Genomic DNA, 16750 nt, shown 5'->3' with positions numbered 1-16750 from the left:
GCAACAGTATGTCTCTTAGGGAATGGTTAATTGCCATAGGTATCCTGGTTATTCTTGCCATCGTAATCGATGGAGCTCGTCGCATGCGTCGTGCCCGCAAGGACGCCATGGCGATCTCATCAGGGATGGGAGCGGATGATCTGGAAGACTCCCCTCTGGAGGATGATTTCAATTCCGAACTGCCTAACGGTGGGGCCCGTCCGGTGAACGAGACGACCCTGCAGGAGCGTGGCCAGCTCAAAAAGGCGGGGAAAAGCCGCTTTGCCAACCCCGATCCCAAGCCTACCAGGCCGGTAATCGGCAGCCGCCCTCCCGTGGAAACCAGTCCACCGGAATCTCCTGCCGCAACTCCCGGGGAAACAGAGAAGCCCGCAGCCTCCGCTGGCTGGAGCGCCCTTGAGGACGAGCCCGACCTTGACGATGGGATAGTCGGCGGCCCACGGTCGATGGCCGGACAGGCTCCGGAGAAGACCCCCCCCAAAAAAGCCGAATCCACGCCGAAAGCAAAGGCGCCTCCCCGGGTAACCTCTGAGGTCGAGGAGAATACAGCCCGACGGGAAACCGCTGCACGCGCCGCTGATCAGCCCCTGGCTGGCGCGAACCGGCCAGATGCCCAGGAAGTCATAGTCATCAATGTGCTCGCAGGAGAAGGCGCGGAGTTTTCTGGTCCGGCGCTTAAAAAACTGTTTGAGGCCTGTGGCCTGATGCACGGTGATATGGATATCTATCACCGTCACGAGGAAACGGATACCACCAGCCCGGTCCAGTTCAGCGTCGCCAATGCCGTGGAGCCCGGAACTTTCCGGCAGCAGGACATGGCATCCCTCAGCACCCCGGGGATCAGCTTTTTCATGAGCATGCCCGGCCCGTCCAATTCCCTTCAGGCGTTCGATTTCATGCTGGAAACGGCGCAGTGCGTGGTTCGGAATCTGGGCGGGGAGCTTAAAGATGAGCGGCGCAGCGTGATGACTCCTCAGACCGTGGAGCACTGTCGGCAGAGAGTTCGGGAATTTGAACGCAAGAAGCGCTCAAAGCGGGGCTGACCGGCCCCGCTGTGATTGCACAGGATTGTTGTCGTGCCCGGCCTGACCGGGCACTTTTCATTCACGGGTGAGGGTGTGGGGCAATGGGAAAGAAATCGGTAGTTGAGAGGGTCCAGGAGCTTCGCGATCAGATCAACGATTACGACTACCATTATTACGTACTCGATGATCCCAGGGTGCCCGATGCCGAGTATGACCGTCTCTTCCGTGAACTTCAGAAACTCGAGTCCGAACACCCGGACCTGATCACAGAGGATTCGCCCACCCAGCGGGTAGGGGCGACCGGCAAAACCAGTTTCGAGGAAGTGGAGCATCGTTGGCCCATGCTCTCGCTGGACAATGTATTCAGTGATGATGAGCTCCGTGAGTTCGATCGAAAGCTCAGGCGGCGGCTGGATACCGAAGACGACATAGAGTACGTCTCTGAGCCCAAGCTTGACGGTCTGGCGGTAAGCCTGCATTACGAAGACGGGGTGTTGACCCGGGGCGCTACCCGCGGCGATGGGACCACAGGGGAGGACATCACCGCCAATATCCGGACCATTTCCTCCATCCCCCTGCGGCTACGGGGTAAAGACTATCCCGACGTGATTGAGGTCCGGGGAGAGGTTTACATGGTCCGAAAGGGATTTGAGAAGCTTAACCGGGACCTGGCAGACCGCGGTGAGAAAACTTTCGTCAATCCGCGCAACGCGGCCGCTGGCAGCCTGCGCCAGAAAAACCCGAAGGTGACAGCCCGTCGGCCCCTTGAATTCTGTGGTTACAGCGTTGCCGTTCCTGACGAGTCCGAGCTGCCTGATAAGCACTGGGACTGTCTCAAACTGGCAGGAGAGTGGGGGTTTCGCACCAATCCGGAAATGCGAAAGCTCAGGAGCGTAGACAAGTGCCTCAAGGCCTATAACGACCTGCTGGACAAGCGCGATGAGCTCCCCTATGAGATTGACGGCATTGTATTCAAGGTTAACCGGCTGGCGTATCAGCGTGAACTCGGCTCGGTTTCGCGGGCGCCGAGGTGGGCCATCGCCTACAAATTTCCAGCCCAGGAAGAAATGACCGTAATTGAGGATGTAGAGTTCCAGGTGGGGCGCACGGGGGCCCTGACGCCGGTCGCCCGTCTGAAGCCCGTTTTCGTCGGTGGTGTCACTGTAAGCAACGCCACCCTCCATAACATGGATGAAATCGAAAGACTGGATGCCCGTATCGGCGACACGGTATTCGTTCGCCGTGCCGGAGATGTGATTCCCCAGGTACTCAAAGTGGTGAAGGACAAGCGTCCGGAATCCGCAAAGAAAATCGAGCTTCCTGATAGCTGTCCGGTCTGTGGGTCGGATGTGATCCAGCCCGAGGACGAGGCCGTCGCCCGCTGTACCGGAGGGCTCTACTGCGCCGCTCAGCGCAAGGAGTCTATCCGCCATTACGCATCCCGAAAAGCGCTGGACATCGAAGGGCTTGGAGAAAAATGGATCGACGTGCTGGTGGAAAAGGACATGGTGAAAACCGTCGCCGATATTTACCATCTCACTGAAGACGAGCTGTGCCAGCTGGAGCGCATGGGGAAGAAGTCCGCCAGCAATCTGGTCAGGGCCATCGAGAATTCGAAACAGCCGCCACTCTGGCGTTTCATATACGCTCTGGGTATTCGTGAAGTCGGGGAAGCAACGGCCAAGGCCCTCGCCCGTCATTTCGGCACTCTGGAAAAACTGATGGAGGCTTCGGAAGAGGAGCTTCAGTCAGTGTCTGATGTGGGGCCGGTGGTCGCAGGCCACATTGCCACCTTCTTCGACCAGGACCACAACCGGGAAATTATCGACGGGCTTCGCGAAGCGGGGGTCGGCTGGAAGACAGAGAAAACCAGTGGTGGTGACAGGCCCCTTGAGGGGGAAACATGGGTCCTGACAGGCGCACTCTCCGATTTCACCCGCGACGAAGCGAAGGAACGCCTGGAGTCACTGGGCGCGAAGGTCTCGGGCAGTGTTTCATCCAGAACCAGTTGCGTGGTGGCGGGAGAGGAACCAGGGTCCAAGCTGGACAAAGCCCGCTCGCTGGACGTCAGGGTCATGGATGAGTCGGAGTTCACGGACTTTCTGAAGGATCACGACCAGTATTAACCCCGCGATCGGCGCGGTGCCGGGACCCTGTCCGGTGGGTGCCTGACGGCTGCCACCTGAATCTGAGAACTCGCGCAGATAGCATGGTGGGCAAATTGATTAGTATGGGAGCCTTCTGTAACGGTGTGTAAAAGCGCCGTATCCATAACAATAGTGTTCTTTGAAATGGATCTTTACATGCGCACCGAATCTTCTCCCAACGTCGGCTCCCGCTGGTTGGTTGTCCTGGTCACCCTCATCGCCATGGCTGTTGTCAGTGGCTGTAAGACAGAGAATGACCCGGATGACCCCACCATTATCGGACGGCCAGCGCCTCAGGCCTTTCTGGGGGTGGAATATTTTTACAATTTCGGCACCTATGGTGGCGAAACCATCCTCGACTATTCCCTTTCCAATGCGCCTTCCTGGCTTGCGCTGGAAGATACAGCCAACAAGGCCCGGCAGGGCATCATCATGAGGGGAGTGCCGGGTCTGACCGGTGGCAATCGGGGCAAAGCGGACCTCGGGACAACAAAGAATGTGACACTTCTGACCACCGACGGAAAAAATTCAGGACTGGCGCCGTTTGACATAGAAGTGCGCCAGAATGTGGTCAGCATGGAAGCTGACGAAATCACCGAAGATGAGTTACCGCAGGAACAGCGTCAACTGGGCGGAACCTTCTGCGAACTGCCCGACCTTGGAGAACCGGAAGAGGGCGCAGAGAGCGAAGAGCCCACAAAGGGCCGACACCAGTTTGAAACCCAGGTCTATGCTGACGATGGTTCGATGACTGGAACTGAATTCAGAACAAAAGACACCGTACCCGTGCTGGTGAAGGTCCAGCTCGATCAGCCCTCGGTGACCAGCATCAAGATAGCCTTTGAACTGAGTTCCCAGTTCGACGAGACCCAGTGTGACCGGGAGGGTGGCCTGGGGAGCCCGTTTTTCACGCCCCCTCACCAGCGTTGCACCCACAGTAATTCGAATCGGAGCCGGGCAATCGTTGGCGAGGATATTGTGGGCCTTGGCAGCGCAAGTGCCGACAGGCTGCCCGTTCCCGACTATCTTGATTATATCGCTGATGAGTCCGGCCAGTTCACCAAAGGTGTCGTGACCCTTGAGCCCGGGATCACTGACTGTTATATCCGGCTTGAGGTTGTGTCTGATGACGTGCCAGAGGCCACCGAAGCCTTTGCAATCACCCTGACGGAAGTGCGCCAGGGGCTGGCGGCACTGGGAGATTCGGACAAACGTGTCAGACTGCCTCTGCAGATCAGGGACAACGAGAGCCAGGTGGCTTTCGAAACTCTCAAAGGGAATGACCGGGATGTTCTGAATGCGGAGAAAACCCGGGCGTATGTGGCGAAGCTCATAGGCCGCCAGAATGCGGATGCCGAATACTGGGTGCGATTGGGTCAGGAAGCCAACTCCACGGCGAAGCCAGGTGAGGACTACGAAATACTGACTTTCGGAGACCCCGACAAGGAAAATACGTGGCTGCCGGTTGAAGAGCTGGCTTTCGCGCCCGGCGAGAACAAGGTGAAATTCAGAGTAAGGGCCCTTAATGGCAGCCAGCTTCCTCTGGATGACGACAAACTGTTCGTACTCAACGCTGACGGGCTCTTTCAGAGTGGGCGGGAGTTCTACGCAGCCGGTCAGGACGAGGGTCTCCGCCTTACCATCAATGAGCTTGTTTCTCCCCTGAAAGTTGGGGATGACAACGGGTTTGTGCCCACGGATGCCACCATGGCCCTGAATGGCCAGATAGCGATTGCAGGAATTGATAAAACAGATGCCGGGGCTGTCGTGCTGGTCATTCATGACCGCAAAGGCAACCTTCTGCAGACCCTGAAGGTGGCTGATGTCGCCGGCCTGACAGATGCTCCCCCTGTCCTCCATTACAATGACCGCTCGGTTGAAGTTGGCAATACCACAATATTGCGCGAGGAGATTGCCGTTGCCTATGGTACCCGGCCGGCTGCCGGAGAGCCCATTGAAAGCGTTCTTGTTCTTCTGCGCTACGATACGGCGCTGGATCAATATGTGCCGGTCTGGACGCGGCAGAAGGGGCCGGGCGATATGGAAGGCGAATCTGCGGGCGTTGTGGGAGATGCTGTGCCTAAAGCCGTCAGGCTCGACAGCCTGGGCCGTGTGTTTGTCGCGGGTGAGACCGGTGGTGCCTGGCCGGAAAATACCCTGGTGGGAGGGATTGATACCTATGTCCAGCGAATAGACACAGAACTGGACGGGAACGTCGAAGTTCCGGCCCTCGCCTGGTCCCGGCAGGTAGGGTCAGGCCTGGATGACCAGGTTCATTCACTTGATATCCAGAATGCGACGGCACAGGTCACGGGGAGTAGCGCGGGCAGCGTTGGAGGGGAGCCCCAGCTGGGTGGCACCGACTTCTTCTTTTACAGTGTGACCAACGCCGACGATGAGATTGCGATCAGACAGCAGGGCACCGACAAAGATGACGATGTCTTTGCCTCCCGAAGAACTGGCGCCCAGCTCTGGCTGGCTGTGGGACCGAATGAATACACCCGTAATGTCCGTGAAACCAGCAATGGCCGGTTGGAGTCCACACTGTCCAGCCGCATGCTGAATAGTCCTGCTGCTTCCATTCTGAAATACTCGGCGGTGGGCGTCCCCCAGGGTGCGCTGACCCTGAATGACAGGGACGATGCAGCTACGGATCGCTTTCAGAGCATTGTGCTTTTTGATTCGGACGTGATCGCCGGTGGTCGCTCTGACGGTTTGTTCGATGCCAGTCGGGAGGCTCCGCTCACAGGCGAGACGGCGATCCTTGCCCGGGTCAGGGAAAAACAGCGGGAAGCCCTGCCGGAACCGGATGAAGAGGACTCTGGAGAAGACAGCGATGTCACCGTTGTGGAGAACGACGATGATCCGGCATCGGGCAAAATCTTCGCCCCGGGCCTTGCAGAGAAATGGCGGGTCCAGCCAGATCTTGGTCCTTCAAGCGTGCTAAAGCTTCTGCAGTACCGTGATGACAAAATCATTTCCCTGGTTCGCCAGAGCGAGAGCTGGCAGCTCGTACTGTTCAGTGGCGAAGGCCGCCATCTCAATCCACCAGCCCAGCCCTGATCGCAGTTGCACCGAAAAAATGGCCTCGCCCGGCAAATACAGGGGGGGCCATTTTCGTTGCCGGAGCCTGTCCCGGTGCTTTATACCCGGCTCTGATGTCGGCTGATGTCGGCGTAAAGGCGAAGGTAGTCCGTACTGGTCACCAGGCCAAAGGGCGAGCCGTCTCTCTCCATGACCAGCGCAGCGTCAAGCTGGTGCGCCAGCATGAGGCGGGCGAGCTGATGGGCATCTGTCTCAGGCGTTGCTGTCAGAAATGCGGGCAGCTCAATATGAGTGAACGTCTGGCTTGCTGGATTGGCTTTGTTCTCACGGATCCAGCCCAGCAACCATTTCAGTTCTATCAGTCCGGCAACAGAGTTTTCCGCCAGCATCACGAGGTGATGGACGCCGTGACTATCCATTTCCATCAGGGCTTCATCCAGAGTGCCGCTGGCCGACATCGAATAGACACCTGCCGAACAGATGCGTGAAACCGGGAGATAGGTTCTGTTCGCTTCTGGCTCTGATTCCGGCGCAGATGCATCGCCATATTCCTCAAGCGCCCGCCTGGCCGTGACCTGTCGGGCATGCAGAAAAGCCGGATCCGTATTTTCATTGTAGCCGGGTCGAGGCTTCTGGATTTCCGGGATATCTTCGACCGCGTCAACCCGTCTGCCCCGGATGTTTTCCGGGAGTCGGGTTTCAATGGGTCGCCCCGGCTCGCTCACGAATATGGACATGAATCACGCATTCCAGACTGTTCCTTGGATGGTTATCGGCCCGGTCGCCAAAAGCTCAAGCGCTTTTTCGCTTTTCCTGCACGCGACACCTGTCCGGCGCCAGTCTCTGGCTCAGCGAAACCGGCAGTGACTGGGGTTGGCCGGTGATTACATCGGCCAGATATTCCGCCAGCAATGGCGCATAGGCCAGCCCTTTGCTGCCCAGTCCTGTAAACAGGTCCAGCCCGCCTATTTCCCGTCCGGACTGATCCGTGAGGGGACCAACGACGGGCTGGTAATCGTGAGTGGTGCAGCGAAAAGCAACCCGGCCGGAAAGGCTTTCCGCCGCAGGCGCGGACCCTTTCCAGACCCCAGGCAGATTGGTCTCAAGCTCGTCGAGATTTTCAAGATGGCTGGCAAGGGAAACATCTGGAGAGGGGTCCCGAAGGTCGAACGTTGCTCCGGTCAGACAGCGGCCCTGATGTGGAGGATTAAGGTAACGGGAGCCGCAGATGACCGCTTTCGGGCCGGCCAGGCTGTCTTCTGGTATGGACGTAACCTGTCCCCGAATCGTCTTGAAACGGAATGCTCCAAACACGGGCAGCAGGCGGGAGGTCGCATGTCCCGCACAGAGAATGACCCGGTCGCAGACTACTTCCGGCTCCCCCTCACCGGACACATGCCAGCGTCCGTTGCAGGGCATCAGTCGAGTGACCTGAAATCCGGAAATAAGCCGGATCCCCGGGTGATCCAGAAGGCTGGAGCAGACCTCTGACGGCTCAAGCCAGCCACTGTTCGGATACCATAGCCCGCCACTGGATACTTCGAAGCCACTGAGTTCCGCTGCCTCTTCTCTGTCGACCGCTCGGACGACGTCAGCCGGGTAGCTGTTTCGATCCGCAAACCGGCGCTGGCGGTCTGCTTCTTCGTCGCTCCAGGCCAGTTGAAGAAGTCCGGTAGGGTGGAAAAGGTCTGGGCAGGCATGGCGGTAAAAACGCTGGCTGTGAAGAAGCGACGACAGAGCCAGCCTGCTCTGGTGGTTAAAGTCGACACCCAGCTTGACATAAAGCGCACCCTGGAGGTTTCCCGAGGCTCCGGAGGCGGGTCTGGCTCCAGCGTCAAGCACTGTGACCTTTACGCCCCGCTCGGCGAGGTTTCTGGCAAGCAATGCGCCAGCGACTCCTGCGCCCACAATTACCAGCCTGCCAGGGTCGCTGTCAGACGGAACGCAGGTTTCGACAGAACCCGGTTGCCAGGTCGCATTCAGTATTTCCCGTTTCTGGGCATGACCGGAAACCTTTTCTGTTGCAAAGCCGACATCCTTGAGTGCCTCGCGAACCGCAGGTGCCACAGCCAGGGTTGAGAGGGTTGTCCCGGGCCGGCTGTGTTCTGCAATGGCGCAGGCCAGGTCTTTCATTCTGACTCCGGGATTCGGGCCAGGGCCGGATTCATCGAGAAACCATGCGTCTGCGATAAACGGCACTTCTCGCAGGGCATCCTGGGCGTCACCAAAGTAGAGGCTGAGTCTGACCTGGCCGCCTGAAAAGGAAAGACGGTGGAGGCCTGAAGTCAGAGAAGGGTACTGGCTTAATAACTGGCGGGACAGGGGTTCAAGGCCCGGCCAGAGGGCACAGGCTTGGGCGAGGTCGTCGTGAGAAAGAGGGCGGCACTCCACGGCAACAAAGTGCAATACCGATCCGTTCTCGGGCCCGGCGTCCAGCCATGCCAGCCAGGCGGCAAGGAAATTCAGGCCTGTGCCAAACCCTGCTTCGGCAATTACGAATGAATTGCCGGTGGTCATTGCCTCGAAACGCTGGCGGAGTCCGTTCTGTTCAAGGAAAACGTAGCGGGCTTCTTCCAGACCATTATCGCCGGTGAAATAAACATCCCCAGAGCGAGGGGAGATGGGTTGTCCCTGATGCCAGGCTATCTCGGCGGACGCAATGGCAGGGCGAGGTGTCTGATGATTCGGAATCTGTTGCATGCCCATGAAGTTCAGTCTTCCAGACGACGAATGTCCCTGATAACAACCGGTGTCTGTGGGACGTCGGCCATTCCCTTGCTGCGACTGGTCGGCGTGGCGGCGATGGCGTCTACCACTCCCATACCGGCGGTAACCCGGCCAAAAACCGTGTAGCCCGCCCCGTTTTGCCCCGCATTCAGATAATCATTATCCACCAGATTAATAAAAAACTGCGATGTGGCAGAGTCGGGGTTGCTGGTCCGCGCCATGGCCAGGGTTCCACGAAGGTTCTTTACCGTGGGTCTGGCCTCGTTTTTTACTGGAGGACGGGTGCTTTTCTTTTCCATGTCTTTGTCATAACCGCCTCCCTGAATCATGAACCCGGGGATGACCCGGTGGAAAACGGTGCCCTGGTAGAAATCATTTTCTGCGTAGGTGAGAAAATTGCGGACGGTTTCGGGTGCTATGTCAGGGCGAAGCTGAACCTGAATGTTACCTTCCGAGGTTTCTATCACGACCCTGGGCATGTCGGCTGCGGTTTCACCGGAAGTGCTCTGACTGTGGCTATTGGTAGCAAGGACGAGGGAAAAAAATGCGAAAAGCAGCAGGCTGGTCACACTGCGGGATGGTTTTACGTTGATTGTCAATCTTCTGCTCGTCACTGGTAAATCCTTATGGTTAGATTCCTGGCAGACACTTCGCGCCAGTTTAGCAGATTTGACGAAAATCTCGTTCACCCCTGGAGCAAATCCTGTGTTTTGCTTGAGGATTACAATTATCTGTCGCCTGGTAATACATAATTACAGGCATTCCAGGTGCAGGGTTTGCTGTAGCCGCCTGCAACCTGATGTTACTTAATCCTGTGAATCGTTTCTGTACACTTCTGAAGAAAGCTCGGCATGATAATGGCCAGTTGCCGAAAAGCACGTGTCGCAACCGGTGTTGAGGTACCCGCCGGCCCCGACGCCCGCCAATGTCTGGCTGCCAAAAAGGGATATGCCGTGAATGTAGCACAGGGTTATAAGGAAAAATCACGCCTTGGACGTCTTCTCGTCAACCGGGGCTATCTTTCTGAAGATGAGCTTGAGCAGGGGCTTCGCCTTCAGAGGGAGACCGGCCAGCGACTTGGGGAAGCCCTCATTCAGGCAGGTTGGCTGTCAGAACGTGAACTCAAACGCGTGCTGCGGCAGCAGACCCGTTATCGCCACGCTGTGGCTTTTGCGGCCATGGTTTCTCTGCCATTTCAGCCCATGGTGTCCTTTGCCTCGACGACTACTTCCAGTGCCGAGAGGGTTGACGATGCCGGCGAAATCTATCAGCGCAACGGCAGTTTTACACCCCTGAGCGACGAGGAACTGTCGGGCGCTGCGGGGCAGGGTGGTGAGCAGTTTCTGGCCACGCTTGCCAGCGTCGGAGGCACGGCAAAGACGGCTGAAGAGGATCGCAGGACAGGCAGGGCTGTGAGCACGGACTCGCTGGAGGGGCTCAATCTGGTTGCCAACACCTTTGTGCCTCTGCTGAGCTTCCTTGATTCGGACGTGACGGTATCAGGCGTGCACTATTCGGCAGATCGGCCCAGATTCCAGCTTCTGGACAATGGCAGGCTCAGACTTGCGCTGCCGGAGCGGATCGAACAGATCCGGATGGATAATATCCGTGTCAGCGGAGGCCATACGCCATCCATGGGTAATGTGACTCTCAGTGACATCCGCTTCGAGGCAGGTTCAAGCATGACTGTTTACGCCCGCTGATTCCGTACCGCTGACGGCCGCAATAAAAACCGGAGGTCTCTCGGAGAGCTCCGGTTTTTATTGCGCCATTAGCAGTGCCCTTCAGGCACTGCCAAGAATGTTTTTGTGGCCCAGGGAGGTTTGCTGGCCACTTGCGCCGTAAAGCTTGGCGTGCCCTGCGGAGCCCCGGAATATATCCGTGAGGCGGCCCAGACGCTGCTGTAGGTGACCGACGATCCGTCCGTTGCGGCCATTGAGTTCCTTGCAGGCTTTTAACTCTTCCTCGGCGGACTGCCAGAGAGCGGTCAGTTCCCCGATACCGGCGCTGCGAATAAACTGCGAGGGCTCGCCGGTCTGAGGCCGATACCCCATTGCAACCAGTAGATGTATCTTGCGCTTTGCCCGCTCACGAACCTGTTCCAGAAGGCTGTTCTTGGCCTGGGTCAGAGGTTCGATTGCCTTGATGTCCGAGGCCCTCAGAGCCTCTTTCTCCGCATGCAGTGTTGACGTCAGGTCGCGCAGATTCTGAATGTCTTCATCAAGCAACTGCTTCAGTTCATCGATTGGAGCCATAATCTGATCATCCGAAAATGCTGTTATCCATATCTAGCATTTTCTGGGCCAGTTTTTCGGCATCAATTTTATAGGAACCATCCGCAAGGGCGGCCTTAATCTGCTCAATGCGGGCATCGTCCACTTCGGGCAAGTCGGCCAGCTGCTGCTCAACCTGCTTCAGACTTTCCGCCTGGGAGCTCAGCCTTACATTTTCTCCCCGGGCAGGTGCGGGGGTCTGCTCCGCTGGCTGCTGTTCGGTTCTGGTGGTCTGAGGCTTTTCGGTCGGGGTTTTCTGGGTGTTGACCTGGCCTCGCCCAATTCCATTGAAGTCAACTGTCATGGCATTACCTGCTCTGGCTGTGTGCCGCTGCAAATCTTGCCGGCACTAATTTTAGAAGTTACTTGCTTAACGGCCAGGTCGTAGAGACCTTTAGGCTTTTTTGAAAAAAAACAGCAGTCTGTTGTTCTGAGTGCGGCACCGGTTTGCCGCTCTGCCGGCAAGCTGTTTCCCCTGTCGGCATGGACCGTCACGATTCCGCATCTGCGGAGGCTGCTACATCGGAATTTCAATTTGCCCCGGGCCGGTTATCAGCCCCCTGATCTTCCGCGAGGAGGCCAGATTCTCGATCATCACCTGATCGCCAACAGCCCCGCTGGCCAGCGCCTTGCCCCTTGATCGCACCGAGAAGCTTCCGGATCTTGCCGTAATGATAACATGATCCCCCCGGGCCACCGCATCCGGCGCGGCCACCAGATCCGGAGTGAAAACGGTTCCTGCGTTGAGGGGCCTTCGGACTTCCATGCCGATCAGATGTTTCATTTCGGTTACTGCCCCGCGACGGACCGAATTGATGACTACGTCTACCGACGAAATCATTCCAGAGGTAATACGCGTTCCCCTGTTAAGGGGGCGGGCTGCGACCAGAGCTTTTCCCTCAATAGTCAGGTCCGTTCCAAGAAACAGCTTCCAGGGCCTTTCTCCATCGCAGGCTACCATCAGCCGGGGGCGGGTAGAGCGCCAGGGGTCGCCGTTGAATTCGACCTGGGGACCTGCATCGCAGGGGGCGAGGCGCAGGCGGGAGTCGATGCCACCCAGTTCAAATGTAACCCTCAAGCCTTCCTGATGCTGCTCTGCAGCAAAGGCCTCGAGGAAAGCAGCAGCAGCAGCCCTGATCTGGGCAGGAGCTGTATGCTGATGCTGAGCGGCTCCGGCGCCGCTTGTGGCAAGCATGAAGCCGATGAAAAGGAGGATGCGCATTTGCTTCAGTGTGTCCTGTGCTTTCAACAGTGGCCACCGCGGTTGCAAACTGTTACCGGGGTAGAGCTAAACAATACCGGCCTTTCGCCGTTATACTGGTGCGTCGGTTGCGACCAGAGCATCGGGTCACGTCCGATCGCTTGACTTGCAGAAACTGATAAAGCAACAACCATGCCGGGTGCCGGTTTAAATTGACTTTCAGGAGTGGCTCACAATGGCAGGCGTACTGGACAGTGTGAATCAGCGGACCCAGCTAGTGGGTCAAAACCGGCTGGAGCTTTTGCTATTCCGTCTCCGCGGCAGGCAGGTTTATGGCATCAACGTATTCAAGGTGAAAGAGGTTCTGCAGTGCCCACGACTGTTTTCCCTGCCCAACAGTCGTCCGGTCGTGCGGGGGGTTGCTCATATAAGAGGAGAGACGATTCCCATTATTGATCTGGGTATGTCGATCCGCATGCCTGCCATTCCTGATGAGGAGCTGGCCAGCAGTTTTGTGATTATTTCCGAGTACAATCGCAAAACCCAGGGCTTTCTGGTCAGCGGGGTGGATCGCATCGTCAACATGAACTGGGAAGACATTGTTCCGCCACCCGGAGGCGCGGGCCGTGAGGTCTACCTTACTGCGGTGACGCGGCTTGACGACAAGCTCGTGGAAATCATCGATGTGGAAAAGATCCTCTCCGAAGTAGCCCCGCTCATGGAGGATGTCACCGAAAAGGTTCTGAGCAAAAGCTCCGAGCAGGATAGGGGCGCAACGCTGCCGGTACTGGTGGTCGATGACTCTTCCGTTGCCCGCCGACAGATTGAGCGCTGCCTGACGGCCATCGGCCTGCCGGTAGTCATGAAAAATGACGGCAAGCAGGCATTTGAATATCTCAAGGAGCTGACCGGCGACGGTTCCCAGGCCACCGATCATATTTCAATGATGATTTCGGATGTGGAAATGCCCGAGATGGATGGCTACACGCTGGTGACACGTTGCAAGGGGGATCCCGGAATTTCAGATTTGTATGTCATGCTGCATACCTCACTGAGCGGGGTTTTCAACAAGGCGATGGTACAGAAGGTGGGTGCTGACGATTTTATGGCCAAATTCAGCCCGGACGAGCTTGCCGAACGGGTGATGGAAATTCTTGACCAGGGCTGATAACCAGCCCGGCCCCATACTAAATCGGGTCCATTATCACAGAGATTCAATGAAATCAGACATCACACCGCAGGAATACGAAGCTTTTAAATCTTTTCTGCAGGATGCGTGTGGCATTCTGCTAGGCGAGAACAAACAGTATCTGGTCAAGAGCCGGCTTCGTCGCATTCTGGAAGACAACAGCATGCACAGCCTTGGCGACCTGATCGAGCACCTTCGCCGAAGTTCCCGCAGCCCCCTGCGGGAACTGGTTGTCGATGCCATGACTACCAACGAGACACTCTGGTTCCGTGACAGTCATCCGTTTCGAATTCTTACAGACCAGTTGCTTCCCGAGCTGTCGGAAAAGGCAGGTGCCCAGCCCCTGAGGATCTGGTCTGCCGCCTGCTCTACAGGCCAGGAACCCTACTCGATCGCAATGGCGGTGGACGAGTTTCGCCGTCAAAAGCCCGGCAAGCTTCGCAATGACGTCAGAATCCTGGCGACGGACATTTCCCGGAGCGTTCTGGAGGTGGCTCGGCGGGGCGAATATGAAATGCTGGCGATTGGACGAGGTCTCTCACCGGAAAGGCAGAAAAGCTTCTTTACAGAGTCTCCCACTGGCGGATGGCAGATACGGCCGCAGATCAAAGCCCTCGTGGAATTCAGGGAGCTTAACCTGCTCGAACGCTATACCCTCGGCAAGGTTGATCTCGTATTCTGTCGCAATGTGCTGATCTATTTCTCCGCCGAACTCAAGAAAGACATACTCACCCGGATCCACGCCACCCTGAATCCGGGCGGCTACCTTATTCTCGGGGCCTCCGAGTCCCTTAACGGGCTGCCACACCTCTATGAAATGGTGCAATGTCGGCCCGGAATCATTTACCGGAAAAAATAAGGTCAATACTGATCATGATCATCGATCTCGAGGAGCTCACGGCCGCCGAAATCTACCACGCCATGACCCAGACGGTGATACCCCGGCCCGTGGCCTGGATACTCTCCGAAAACCCGGAAGGGGACTACAATCTGGCCCCTTTTTCTTTTTTTACCGCCATTGGCAGCTCCCCGCCTTTGATAATGGTCTCTGCGGGCAGGAAGCCCACCGGTGAATTCAAGGACACACGGACCAATATTGAAGCCCGCGGACATTTCACCATCCATATCGCCCATCGTGAACTGGCAGCCGCCATGACCGAGACCTCAAGGGTCTTACCCCACGGCGACTCAGAGCTTGCCAACGTGGACCTGGAACTGGTGGATTTCGAAGGCTTTTCCCTGCCACGGCTTGCTGACTGCCGAATTGCTTTCGCCTGTGAGCTGTACGAGATCAAGGAAATTGGCGACCAGCCCCAGAGTCTCATTTTTGGTGAGATCAAACGGATTTACATCGCCGACGAGGCAACTGGCATTGATGACAAGGGGCGTTTCAGGGTGGACGCCAGCCGAGTGGACCCGATAGGCCGACTTGGCGGCAGCGAATATGCGTCTTTTGGGGAGACGCTGGTCATACCACGGCCGGAATAGGCGACGCTGTCCGTGAATGCGATAACCCCTGGAAATCCCCCGGAGACACGATGAGCAACATGCGGGAAAATCCGCGGCTTCTGCCGAGAGAGTTCTTCGCCCGACCGACGGCAGTGGTGGCCCGCAATCTCCTTGGAACCCTGCTGGTCCGCGATATTGAAGGCGAACGCCTGGTTGGCCGGATCATGGAAACCGAAGCCTACGGAGGCGCCGACGACTCCGCCAGCCATGCGTCCCGTGGAATGACACCCCGCACCGAACCCATGTTTGGTCCGCCCGGCCATGCCTATGTTTACCTGATCTACGGCATGTACGACATGCTGAACGTTGTGGCCGAAACCGAGGGTCAGGCAGGTGCCGTTCTGATCCGCGCACTCTGCCCTGTAGAAGGCGAAGCCGGTATGGCGGCGCGGCGCAATGGCAAGGTCTGGCCTGAGCTTGCCAATGGCCCGGGCAAGCTTGCCCGGGCCATGGCTATCAACCGCCGTGAGCTGGACCGGCACGATCTCTGTCTGGGCCGGAAACTCTGGCTTGAGGCCGGTGAGCCGGTTGCAGACAGTGAGGTAGTTCTGGGGCCGCGCGTGGGAATAGATTACGCTGCACCTGTTGATCGCGATGCACCCCTGAGATTTCTCGTTCCCTTTCCCAGCCGTAAAAATCGTGAAAAACCACCTGTCTCCTGATGTGACAGAATGTGTCAAAAATGGGCGCAATATGGATAAGTTGCCAAGCCTGAATTCTTCTATGTCCCTGAATGTACTGGGAATATGATTTTGGCACGGGAATCGCTAGATAATAAGGGAAGAATGAATTCAGACATGCAGGAGTAATCTATGAACTCTGTCAGGAACAGCGTGATCAGCATCTCAGACCGAAGGCCGGAAAATGCCCTGGAATCACTGGAGCGGCTTACCGGCCTGAAGTGGGGGACAATGCCGATCTCGCAGTTGGTCAAGCAGTCCGGTGGAAAGTGAGCAGATTATTACCCCCGCAATGAGGGGAGCTGGATCAGGCGCTCCGTCGGGTGGCGTTTTCGTTCTCGGTGACGGCCGGCTGCACGAACACTTCCTCGACTTTCAAGATGTTGTTGGCATCCGCGCCGACACAGCATATCTGCATGGATTCAACCAGGCCTGTAGTGTTAAAGCGGGCCTCACCTGAAAGCATGAGTTCGCCAGTTTCAGATGCTGTCGCTTCCTCAATAACCACTGCAAACTCGCCGCTCTCATCACGATAGCGGATGGCAAGAGCGATTGGCCGTGACGCGGCCTGAGCCAGCTTGAGCCAGGCTGCAGCATTAAAAACATGCTCTTTGACAGCCTTCTTGCCACCGGCTGTCTCAGTAGCCTGCTTTGGTCCCTTGCGCAGCAGCTTGAGGAAAGCATGCCGCTTCGCAGGGTCTGAACCGTTTTCGATCCGCGGGGCATCAGAAAAAACCGAGCGCGGCACTTCTGCCAGAACCTGGATTTTCTTCAGAAGACGGGTGGGGATCGTCGCGGACATTATCTACTCCTTAAAAAGCACGGGCGTTTCAGCTATTCAGGGATTGTAACAAAAGCGCTGCGGGGCATCTGTGCGCACTGCACCGGCTTAAAGTGGGCTGCCGCACAGAAAACACGGACCGGAACAGCAGGAAATTGACGCGTCGTCACGCT

The 16750-nt window shown here is 57.2% G+C and carries 16 protein-coding genes; 9 read left to right on the top strand and 7 right to left on the bottom strand.

Features of this window, described 5'->3' with window-relative positions; genetic code table 11:
* Nucleotides 1-8 precede the first annotated feature (8 nt).
* The 3 genes from zipA (at nucleotide 9) to LG327_RS14825 (ending at nucleotide 6235) form a co-directional block, all read left to right on the top strand.
* On the top strand, nucleotides 9-1043 hold the full coding sequence (zipA, locus tag LG327_RS14835; RefSeq protein WP_404363042.1) for a cell division protein ZipA: 1035 nt from the start codon (nucleotides 9-11) through the stop codon (nucleotides 1041-1043).
* An 83-nt stretch (nucleotides 1044-1126) separates the two neighbouring features.
* A complete protein-coding gene (ligA, locus tag LG327_RS14830; protein ID WP_404363041.1) occupies nucleotides 1127-3151 on the top strand; it encodes an NAD-dependent DNA ligase LigA in 2025 nt (674 codons plus the stop codon).
* A 177-nt stretch (nucleotides 3152-3328) separates the two neighbouring features.
* On the top strand, nucleotides 3329-6235 hold the full coding sequence (locus LG327_RS14825) for a hypothetical protein (protein WP_404363039.1): 2907 nt from the start codon (nucleotides 3329-3331) through the stop codon (nucleotides 6233-6235).
* Between the two features lie 80 nt (nucleotides 6236-6315).
* Here LG327_RS14825 and LG327_RS14820 read toward each other — a convergent pair whose 3' ends face one another.
* The 3 genes from LG327_RS14820 to LG327_RS14810 are packed head-to-tail and all read right to left on the bottom strand — an operon-like array spanning nucleotide 6316 to nucleotide 9537.
* A complete protein-coding gene (locus LG327_RS14820) occupies nucleotides 6316-6954 on the bottom strand; it encodes a CBS domain-containing protein (protein WP_404363038.1) in 639 nt (212 codons plus the stop codon).
* A 55-nt stretch (nucleotides 6955-7009) separates the two neighbouring features.
* On the bottom strand, nucleotides 7010-8923 hold the full coding sequence (mnmC, locus tag LG327_RS14815) for a bifunctional tRNA (5-methylaminomethyl-2-thiouridine)(34)-methyltransferase MnmD/FAD-dependent 5-carboxymethylaminomethyl-2-thiouridine(34) oxidoreductase MnmC (protein WP_404363036.1): 1914 nt from the start codon (nucleotides 8921-8923) through the stop codon (nucleotides 7010-7012).
* 5 nt (nucleotides 8924-8928) lie between these two features.
* Entirely contained in the window at nucleotides 8929-9537 is a 609-nt protein-coding gene (locus tag LG327_RS14810) for a peptidylprolyl isomerase (RefSeq protein ID WP_404369452.1), read from the bottom strand.
* A 360-nt stretch (nucleotides 9538-9897) separates the two neighbouring features.
* Between LG327_RS14810 and LG327_RS14805 the strand changes: the two genes are divergently transcribed.
* Nucleotides 9898-10647, top strand: a complete 750-nt coding sequence (locus tag LG327_RS14805; protein ID WP_404363034.1) for a pilus assembly protein PilB — start codon at nucleotides 9898-9900, stop codon at nucleotides 10645-10647.
* Nucleotides 10648-10728: 81 nt separating this feature from the next.
* Here LG327_RS14805 and LG327_RS14800 read toward each other — a convergent pair whose 3' ends face one another.
* The 3 genes from LG327_RS14800 to flgA form a co-directional block, all read right to left on the bottom strand.
* Nucleotides 10729-11199 carry a flagella synthesis protein FlgN gene (locus LG327_RS14800; RefSeq protein ID WP_404363032.1) on the bottom strand — a complete coding sequence of 157 codons (471 nt, stop codon included), beginning with the start codon at nucleotides 11197-11199 and terminating at the stop codon, nucleotides 10729-10731.
* Between the two features lie 7 nt (nucleotides 11200-11206).
* Entirely contained in the window at nucleotides 11207-11521 is a 315-nt protein-coding gene (gene flgM / locus LG327_RS14795; RefSeq protein ID WP_404363031.1) for a flagellar biosynthesis anti-sigma factor FlgM, read from the bottom strand.
* A gap of 213 nt (nucleotides 11522-11734) precedes the next feature.
* Nucleotides 11735-12439 carry a flagellar basal body P-ring formation chaperone FlgA gene (gene flgA, locus LG327_RS14790; protein ID WP_404363028.1) on the bottom strand — a complete coding sequence of 235 codons (705 nt, stop codon included), beginning with the start codon at nucleotides 12437-12439 and terminating at the stop codon, nucleotides 11735-11737.
* 214 nt (nucleotides 12440-12653) lie between these two features.
* Here flgA and LG327_RS14785 point away from each other — a divergent pair, with 214 nt between their 5' ends.
* The 5 genes from LG327_RS14785 to LG327_RS14765 all read left to right on the top strand — a co-directional run bounded on the left by LG327_RS14785 (nucleotide 12654) and on the right by LG327_RS14765 (nucleotide 16069).
* The gene (locus tag LG327_RS14785; RefSeq protein WP_404363026.1) at nucleotides 12654-13586 is read left to right on the top strand and encodes a chemotaxis protein CheV; all 933 of its coding nucleotides are present in this window, start codon (nucleotides 12654-12656) and stop codon (nucleotides 13584-13586) included.
* Between the two features lie 49 nt (nucleotides 13587-13635).
* On the top strand, nucleotides 13636-14466 hold the full coding sequence (locus LG327_RS14780) for a CheR family methyltransferase (protein WP_404363025.1): 831 nt from the start codon (nucleotides 13636-13638) through the stop codon (nucleotides 14464-14466).
* 14 nt (nucleotides 14467-14480) lie between these two features.
* A complete protein-coding gene (locus LG327_RS14775) occupies nucleotides 14481-15095 on the top strand; it encodes a flavin reductase family protein (RefSeq protein ID WP_404363024.1) in 615 nt (204 codons plus the stop codon).
* Between the two features lie 50 nt (nucleotides 15096-15145).
* Complete coding sequence (locus LG327_RS14770; protein WP_404363022.1) at nucleotides 15146-15778, top strand: DNA-3-methyladenine glycosylase; 633 nt, start codon at nucleotides 15146-15148, stop codon at nucleotides 15776-15778.
* A 150-nt stretch (nucleotides 15779-15928) separates the two neighbouring features.
* Entirely contained in the window at nucleotides 15929-16069 is a 141-nt protein-coding gene (locus tag LG327_RS14765) for a hypothetical protein (protein ID WP_404363021.1), read from the top strand.
* 34 nt (nucleotides 16070-16103) lie between these two features.
* Here LG327_RS14765 and LG327_RS14760 read toward each other — a convergent pair whose 3' ends face one another.
* Nucleotides 16104-16598: a hypothetical protein gene (locus LG327_RS14760; RefSeq protein ID WP_404363019.1), complete on the bottom strand. Its 495-nt coding sequence runs from the start codon at nucleotides 16596-16598 to the stop codon at nucleotides 16104-16106.
* Nucleotides 16599-16750 lie beyond the last annotated feature (152 nt).

Source organism: Marinobacter sp. (assembly GCF_044799475.1).
Classification (GTDB): domain Bacteria; phylum Pseudomonadota; class Gammaproteobacteria; order Pseudomonadales; family Oleiphilaceae; genus Marinobacter.
Note: the sequence above shows the minus strand (reverse complement) of the source record. Positions and strands in the feature narration are given on the sequence as shown.

What these genes read in the sequence shown, in the direction of transcription:
- LG327_RS14780 (WP_404363025.1), top strand. Translation starts at nt 13,636, where the DNA reads ATGAAATCAGACATCACACCGCAGGAATACGAAGCTTTTAAATCTTTT.
- LG327_RS14800 (WP_404363032.1), bottom strand. Translation starts at nt 11,199, where the DNA reads ATGGCTCCAATCGATGAACTGAAGCAGTTGCTTGATGAAGACATTCAG.
- LG327_RS14765 (WP_404363021.1), top strand. Translation starts at nt 15,929, where the DNA reads ATGAACTCTGTCAGGAACAGCGTGATCAGCATCTCAGACCGAAGGCCG.
- zipA (WP_404363042.1), top strand. Translation starts at nt 9, where the DNA reads ATGTCTCTTAGGGAATGGTTAATTGCCATAGGTATCCTGGTTATTCTT.
- flgM (WP_404363031.1), bottom strand. Translation starts at nt 11,521, where the DNA reads ATGACAGTTGACTTCAATGGAATTGGGCGAGGCCAGGTCAACACCCAG.
- LG327_RS14785 (WP_404363026.1), top strand. Translation starts at nt 12,654, where the DNA reads ATGGCAGGCGTACTGGACAGTGTGAATCAGCGGACCCAGCTAGTGGGT.
- LG327_RS14820 (WP_404363038.1), bottom strand. Translation starts at nt 6,954, where the DNA reads ATGTCCATATTCGTGAGCGAGCCGGGGCGACCCATTGAAACCCGACTC.
- ligA (WP_404363041.1), top strand. Translation starts at nt 1,127, where the DNA reads ATGGGAAAGAAATCGGTAGTTGAGAGGGTCCAGGAGCTTCGCGATCAG.
- flgA (WP_404363028.1), bottom strand. Translation starts at nt 12,439, where the DNA reads ATGCGCATCCTCCTTTTCATCGGCTTCATGCTTGCCACAAGCGGCGCC.
- LG327_RS14825 (WP_404363039.1), top strand. Translation starts at nt 3,329, where the DNA reads ATGCGCACCGAATCTTCTCCCAACGTCGGCTCCCGCTGGTTGGTTGTC.
- LG327_RS14775 (WP_404363024.1), top strand. Translation starts at nt 14,481, where the DNA reads ATGATCATCGATCTCGAGGAGCTCACGGCCGCCGAAATCTACCACGCC.
- mnmC (WP_404363036.1), bottom strand. Translation starts at nt 8,923, where the DNA reads ATGGGCATGCAACAGATTCCGAATCATCAGACACCTCGCCCTGCCATT.
- LG327_RS14770 (WP_404363022.1), top strand. Translation starts at nt 15,146, where the DNA reads ATGAGCAACATGCGGGAAAATCCGCGGCTTCTGCCGAGAGAGTTCTTC.
- LG327_RS14760 (WP_404363019.1), bottom strand. Translation starts at nt 16,598, where the DNA reads ATGTCCGCGACGATCCCCACCCGTCTTCTGAAGAAAATCCAGGTTCTG.